The organism is Anaerophaga thermohalophila str. Valhall, assembly GCF_000250735.1.
GTDB lineage: Bacteria > Bacteroidota > Bacteroidia > Bacteroidales > Marinilabiliaceae > Anaerophaga > Anaerophaga thermohalophila_A.
In genome coordinates this window covers 1-7,464 of sequence record NZ_AHZV01000328.1, presented here as the reverse complement: position 1 = coordinate 7,464, position 7,464 = coordinate 1, and the positions used below count along the sequence as shown (strand labels likewise).

The following is a 7,464-nucleotide window of genomic DNA, read 5'->3' as shown; positions in this document are numbered from 1 at the left end:
AACATCTCATGGCGAAAACTTATGAATAAAGCAGGTTAAAAACTTTGCGTCATAGCGTCTCTGCGTTTAGGCTTTTTTTAACGGACTATATGTTATAGACAGAACACGAATTAAAGGGTAACAGGTCTCATTTTGTTAACCCTCGTTAATAAGAATGTTTTAGTTTAAAAACAGATGAATCCGGTTTTGATTTCATCTGTTATTTGACTATCTTTGTAACATTTTGAAATAAAATGTACCAAATATTGTTGAAATTTTAAGTGACCGGGGTGCGAATTTTATTTTTCAGCAGATACGGGTTAATGGATTTTTTTCTGTAGACCATTTTCCTGAAATTGGGAGTAACGAAAAAGAACTGGATAATTATAAATTGGATTTTTTAACTGAGACAGACTATGCAAATCGAAGGAGTCCCCAAAGCGTTTTTGAGACAAGAAGCGCGTGATTACATCGACCTGTATGCTTCGTTGGGAGAAAGGGCGGAAGTTTTCCTGCCCAATTTTGTCTTCGATAACTTAAAGGCTTTCGTACGCCTTTGTTACGAGGAACCCAATGATCCGTCGCGGCAGCAGGCCGAAATACAAAAATTCCTGCTTAAATTCCGGGAAGAGATTCCCGGTTATGCGGATATTTCCCTGATGCTGTATCCCCATCAGGATTCCAAAGCCTTCATTTACAACTCTCTTAAACAGGAATTCAACCGGCGTTTAGGTTATTTTGCCGATAATGATATTGTTAATAACCAACAAAAAGAGTGGATTGAGAACATCCGAAATGTTCATGACTTTTCTGTTGGAACACCACCGGTAACAGAGCAGACTATTGATTTTCTTGCAAAGATCGTAATCGGTGATTCACTTGTAGACCTGCGAAGATTTCGTGATGTTATAGGGGTTATCGGTGATATTGATGAGGCGCACTGGAACTATTTAATGGATACCCTTGAACAGATGATCAATCAGAGTACCCATTATACTACAAAGGCCGAAAAAAATAATTTTCTTCACCGAACAGAGTGGGCGGTTAACTTTAAAGGTCTTAACGGCCTGATCCGCACGGTTGTTTCCGGCGACAGTGATACCGCCGTTGAATTACTGAAGGGGGAAGTTTTCGGAACCGATTGTGTTCGGGTGGTTGAAGATATCAAAGGCGAAGAACTTTATGAATTGATGCAGGAAGATACTTCCAGCGTTTTTGTTGTGAAGGTGAAGCACATGCGCAAAAACATGTTTGCCGGTCATAAGTGGTTCCCCCTTATATCAAGAATTGTGGTGGTGGACGATTCTCCCGAATCGCATGCTTCCAATACATCTCTGGTTTTCAGTTTCCATAACGGGATTATCAATACTCTCAATAAAGTACACACCAAGAAGCTTGGAGCTCCTGCAAATACCCAGCTCAACCTCCGGCTTATCCTGGAAAATGTTAATAGCAAAAATTTACAGGAATTTAAGGAACTGCTTGACCAGAAAATTGCCGATTATAACCAGGAACTTGAAGAAATTAAAAAAGAACAGTTGGGGCAAACCAACGATCTTTTGAAAAATATTAATCTTTTTAAGTTCGACGCTTTCTCACGTCAAATTCTGAAAGACCGCTACTCTCTGGCAAGATTGCGTGACTTTATTCAGTTTATTCAAAATACAGCATCCCCTGAAAAACGGCAGAAGCAAAACGAAGAGCTGATTAATACTTTTGAAGACAGGATACGAAGATATTTTTATTCCGACACACCTGCCGTTCAGATTGCTACAATTCTCGAAGGTGGGGGTAGAAACCAGATACGCACGTATGGTGAGTATCTTTTGCAACGTAAGATCAAGTCATTGGATAACGAGATACTTAATCGTTGCAAAACCATTATTAATTTTATTCCTGATAATTACAAGAGAACTTTACATAATCATTTTCACAAAAATTTCGGCGTCAATCTTTTCCTTGAAAAGTATCAGAAATACATAGCCAAGGTTGACAACGAGTCTGATAATAAAGGCCGGTTCAGAAATGTGCTGATCGACCTGGGTGTTTACAAGGACTTTGAGAAACTCGGAGAAAAGGAACAACAAATTATTAAGGACTTTATCAGCGATTTGAGTAATCTGGACAAAACGTCTATTGCTGATGATGTTCAGATGATCATTCGCGATTTGTTATTCTATAAAGACAGAACACCCAAGCCTTATATCATCTATAATAAAGTGCTGGCATGGGAATATACCGATCTTTTTGCTGATGATAAGTTTTACATCAATCCTTTTGACATTGAGATTGAAAACCTGGACGACCAAAGGATTGATTATGAGCGAATTCTGACCAAATTGTCACGAATTAAAAATACCCTTCAGCTTTTTGATGCCAGCGGCAGTTTGTGGGACCGTTTTTGTGAAAACGTAACCATTATTATTAACGATCCCTCTAATCCTACAGGTTATAGCGACTTTAACAGGGAAAATCTGATTGAGTTTCTAAAGTTTATAAACAACAGTAAGATTACCCTGCTCCTTGACGAAGCTTACACCGACAGTGTAAAGGTAACCGATGAGATGATGCCCAAGTGGCGTTCCATTTCACGCTATATTTTCAATAATGAAAATGCATATTCGAAAATAAGAGCCGTCTCCTCATTGTCCACTACGAAAAATCTGGCTGGTTCGGGTGAACGTCTGGGTGCATTGGTGGCTACTCCTGCAATGAAGGAGGTCATTGAGTTTGCACGGAAACGCAACCAGGCCGTTCGCGGGAACAGCTGCTCGTTGTATTTTCTGAATGCCGTATTGGAAACCGGTTTAAGGTCCAAAGCCCTGAAAGATAAGCTGGAATCTAAATTGCCGAAAGATGCATCCCGAAGCCGGATTGTTAAGCATATTGAAAATTTTATTACTGATCTGGTTTCGCAAGATGGAAAAACCAAAACAGCCACAGGTGATCCTGTTTTATCAGGGTTTGAAGGCAGTCCTATGCATCTCTTCCTGCTCGACGAACTGGTTGCTTTGGCTAAACTTGATATTCTTGATCTCCCCGACGATTTTAAATATAAAGATGTTCCGTTTTACATTTATTACCGGGGAGAACTTGTTAAGGGATTGAACAGATTCCGGATTAACAAAAATTTCCGTACGGAATCGAATCTGCGTCTTAAAACTGCAACAAGAATTGCCGAAGAAGTCATCAGCGAACTTGATGTAGAAGATGTTTCAGTTATCAGGTCTGATGGTTCTTATCTTTTCAATTTACTGTTTCGAAACTTTGGAAGTTTTAATGACCTTGAGGACTTTACTAAAAAGGTAGCAGGGGAAAGGGGAATATCCGTCCTGCCATATAAGACAGGTGTCGTTAGGTTTTCTCTGGGAGGTTATATCGAAGGGACACCCAAAAGTTACGAAATATTCCAAATGGAATTGCGTACTGCTTTTACCATGTTTCTTTCCTATTGGAAAAAACTCCGATTGGCCAGGAAAGAGGCGCCTCAAGCAGACGTTAATGATCTAATGGATAAGATACTGAATGAGGGGGAGAATGGCGGCTTTCTCGATGCGGTATTTGAGGATTACAGGATGGTTCGTGACTTGAAGAAAAAAGTCAACCAGTCGCTCCGCATCAACGAAAACAGATCGCTTTACCATGCTTCTCCCCAGGTGAGTGGCGTATCCATTACCACTATTGGTGATTCCCGCAATTCGGTTATTGAGTTTCAGGGCGACGTTGGAGATTGTCGCGATGTGGAAGAGTTTATAAGAAGTAGGGCTTTCACCAAAATTTATGAAAACCTGCTGCCACAGATATACAAGAATATCCCGCAATTGCGCAATCTCAACTTCAATATTGTGGCTTCCAGATATAGTAAGGCCACCATATTAAAGTATATCAACAATAAAAAGACATTTCATCCCAATCATTATGTGCTGGATGATCCGGAGGAAAAAAACATAATGCGCGAAATTCTTATCGAGATGGAACGTCTGCTGTTTTCCGATACGAAGATGAAGATACTGACTCTTCAGGCCAGCGGCGACTATTACATGGATGTTGCCAGACTTGAAGGGGTGAATATGGTATTGAAAAAGCACATTCAGGAGATATTGCTGCATTTTAACCTGCCGTTTGAGCAGCCTACCATTGAGCCAAGCAGGCGTGAAATTATCAGTACGGCCTGCGAGTTATTCGAGGAAGTGACCGGTTTGAAAGTAAAAGATATTGATCTTGAGCGGTATGTCAGTCATTTCATCGAAACCCTTCGTCAGGATGAAGCATTTTCTTCAATCGGTATATCCGATCGAAGTCTTGGATTTATTGCAGATGTAGTGAAGCGGCGTGTGTTCGGAAACGGACTATCTGTGAGTGATCAGGTACTTTATCTGTATCTTCTCAAAAATGACAACAGTTTCTTTAATCAGGTTACGTCGAAACTACGATATCTTCAGGAACGCATTGATAAAACCGATGATGCCGATCTGAAGATTTTTACCGAAAACATCCTGACGGATATACTGCCGCAGGAGGTTGACGATATAATGAATTATATCATCCGTAAGAAGGATATCAAAGTCGATGAAACCCGCCTTGGAGAGGTGACGCAGAAAGTGGTAGGATTCCTGGTGCTTTTGCAAAACCTGTCGAAAGGAACCGATTATTATCACAAATACACACATACACTGATTAAAGTGCTTGATACATATTTCAGGCGCCAGAACAGTGATGTGAACGAGATGATCCAGCACGGGATTACCCTCTACCGCAATTTTGATGTTAAGGATAAGACATTTAAAGACTTTGATAATGGACGTTTGCTTTGGATCAATGATATGATGACGAAGTGCGGCGTGATCTCGGTAGAACAGTCCGTTCAGCGGCATACCCGGATATCCACCGATGCGAAAAAGCGTGAATATCCTTTCCATAAGGTCGATCGTGGCGATGAAGAGCCTATGTACTTGCTCGACATGAACCGGAGCAAATCGAAGAACGACTACATTAAAGCACTTTCGACCAAACCCGATTCAAAATTTTTCGAACGTCGTCTGGCACGCTTTACCGCGAATATGGACCCCGATGACTACCGTTGTAAAGTCATGAAAAACGGGGTGGTGACACAGTTGATTATTTTCCAGAAAGGATATATCAAATATCTGACCGACTTTTTCCGATTGACGCAATACAAAGACATTTCATTGCAGGAAGCTCAGAACTTTGTGCCTGATGTGTTGCTGTTACTTGGTGCCCCGGAAAAGGTGATTTCTTTCCCGCAAGTCGGATACTTTGACATCAAAGGACCGAATGGTAATATCAAAACTCTTGTTACACCTCTGAGAAAAGAGGCTGACTATTTTGGTGATGTCAAAAAGCCGTGGCTCACCATGATGAATGAGAAGGTGAAAGAGATGGGAGGTATTCCCAAGCACGGTTCTCTTTTTGCAATTGAGCTGGAAGATGGTTCAATCTTTGTCGTTGAAGTAGACGGAGACAGCGGCGTCGGTAAGTCCGAGATGCTTGCCGGTCTTACGCTCAAGTGGTTACGTCAGAACCTGCCGGGTGTTCGGTCGATCAAAAATATTGCTGGCGACATGTTCCATGTTTTCCGGGACAAAGAGGGTAACTTGTATGGATTCGGAACTGAAGAAGGAGACTTTTCCAGAGTTACCGACTTCGATCCTGAATACATCAAATATTACAAATACCTTTTCGAAAGCAGTGCCGACAGCAATGTGGATGATTTGAATTCGAGAAGTACCATCAGCGGCCTTTGTGAGATTCAAATGCCCTATAAGATTGACATAATTCTGACAGCACACAACAACTCGAAAGAAGAGGCAGGTATTGTCAGGGTCAGTAATCCTGAAAACTTCCTTCTTTACATCGATTCGCATGGAGAACGAAAAGAAAAGGCTACCAGTCAGGACGGACCCCATTTTCAACGTACCTTGTCGAGATATACTGGCGATAAGAACATTGTAGAAGTTTTGTCGCAGCACGGCAACTACCTGGATGATGTTTTAGATTGGGAGCTTGATCCGCGTGATGGTAAGTATTACCTGGCCTCATCCTACAAAATGATGGATAAAATCGATATTGAGAAGGTGGTGAACCAGATTTTTGTGGGAAAGGAAATTCCTTATGAGAACGAGAAATGGAAGGTCTCTGGAGTGCATTTCGACCTTGTAAAGAACCGGTTTATTGCGCATGTCGAATTGGGCGACCAGATTGATGAGGTAGTCCTTTCAAGGAATATCTTCAGCTCTATTTTCGACTCTCTGGCCAGTACACCGGCAGGTCAGCCCTTTATCTCTCAGGAAGGTCAGATTGAAGGTCGTTACCACCTGATCGACGTGTTAAGTGGTGGTGCCGATGGTAAGGGAGAAGGTGCAAAGGTTGAATGTGGCATTTTGTCAACAGAAATAGGCAAGAAAGGAAAAGAGATTGCCGGACCACAGAAAGCAGCTGAATCGTTGACCAATCTGATTAAGGAGTTGCGTGCCGGAAGTGGTGAAATTAATCAGAAGAAAAACCATGTCAGGCGTATCGTCAGGGAAAAATATGCTCACATTTTCTCCAACGGGCAAACCAGCAATGAAATTTGGCGATACAACTTTTATCTGTATCAGCTCGACAAAATGATGAAGGCGGAATTTGTCCGGATTGATGATCCAACTGTCCCGGTAAATCTGAGTGGTGTGAATCTTTTCTGCCCCAAAGACAAAAAGGAAGAATTCAGTCCGTTATTGGTGACACCAAATCTGAATATCGAACTTAACAGCTTTGGTGAAACATGTAATGAACTGATGAGTCTTCCCAATTATCCAGATTTTGCACAGGAATTTCTTGAGGATGCAGGAAAACTTTATGTGGCAAAGGGATACAGCGATGAGACCATCATCAATAATATGATCACTCAGTTGTTGCTAATGGATGGTTACATCGAGTTCGATGACCTTTTAAAAGGCAGAATTACTGAGAAGGTTAACCGTGAGACTATTGCTGCTGCAAAGTATGCTGTTTTGCAGGAACTGGAACGCCGTAAAAAAGCCGGTGAACCAAAAGGTTCCGGCAATGTACAGTCCAAATCTCAGTCTTCAGCGGGCAAAGGCAAGCAACAAAACACTCCTTCAAAGGGAAATGCCTCAGGAAAAGGACAATCTGGAAAACAAAGCGATAAAGAAGAATAATTTACCGCTTTAAGATATGGGTCTCTTAGAAGCTGATATTATTATACAACAGTCCGTTAAGCTTTTACAATGCATTGCAAACCAATTGCTTGTGATTTAAGGTTGTATTTGTTAAAAGGCAGTTTATCGAGATTATATGAATCATCTTATATCTAAAAATTTAACGGTCTATCGATTATAGGTGAAATATAAAAAACGGTCGTTCTTCTCTTAATGAAAAAGTACGACCGTTTTTTTATTTTGACTGAATTATTCTTGAGCCCGATATAAAAAGCATCTTTGTTGCCAAGCTCTGTGTTGTTTC

General features: G+C 41.2%; 1 protein-coding gene. It reads left to right on the top strand.

Features of this window, described 5'->3' with window-relative positions; genetic code table 11:
- Window positions 1-395 precede the first annotated feature (395 nt).
- A complete protein-coding gene (locus OQ5_RS0116815; protein WP_016778603.1) occupies window positions 396-7,160 on the top strand; it encodes an aminotransferase class I/II-fold pyridoxal phosphate-dependent enzyme in 6,765 nt (2,254 codons plus the stop codon).
- Window positions 7,161-7,464 lie beyond the last annotated feature (304 nt).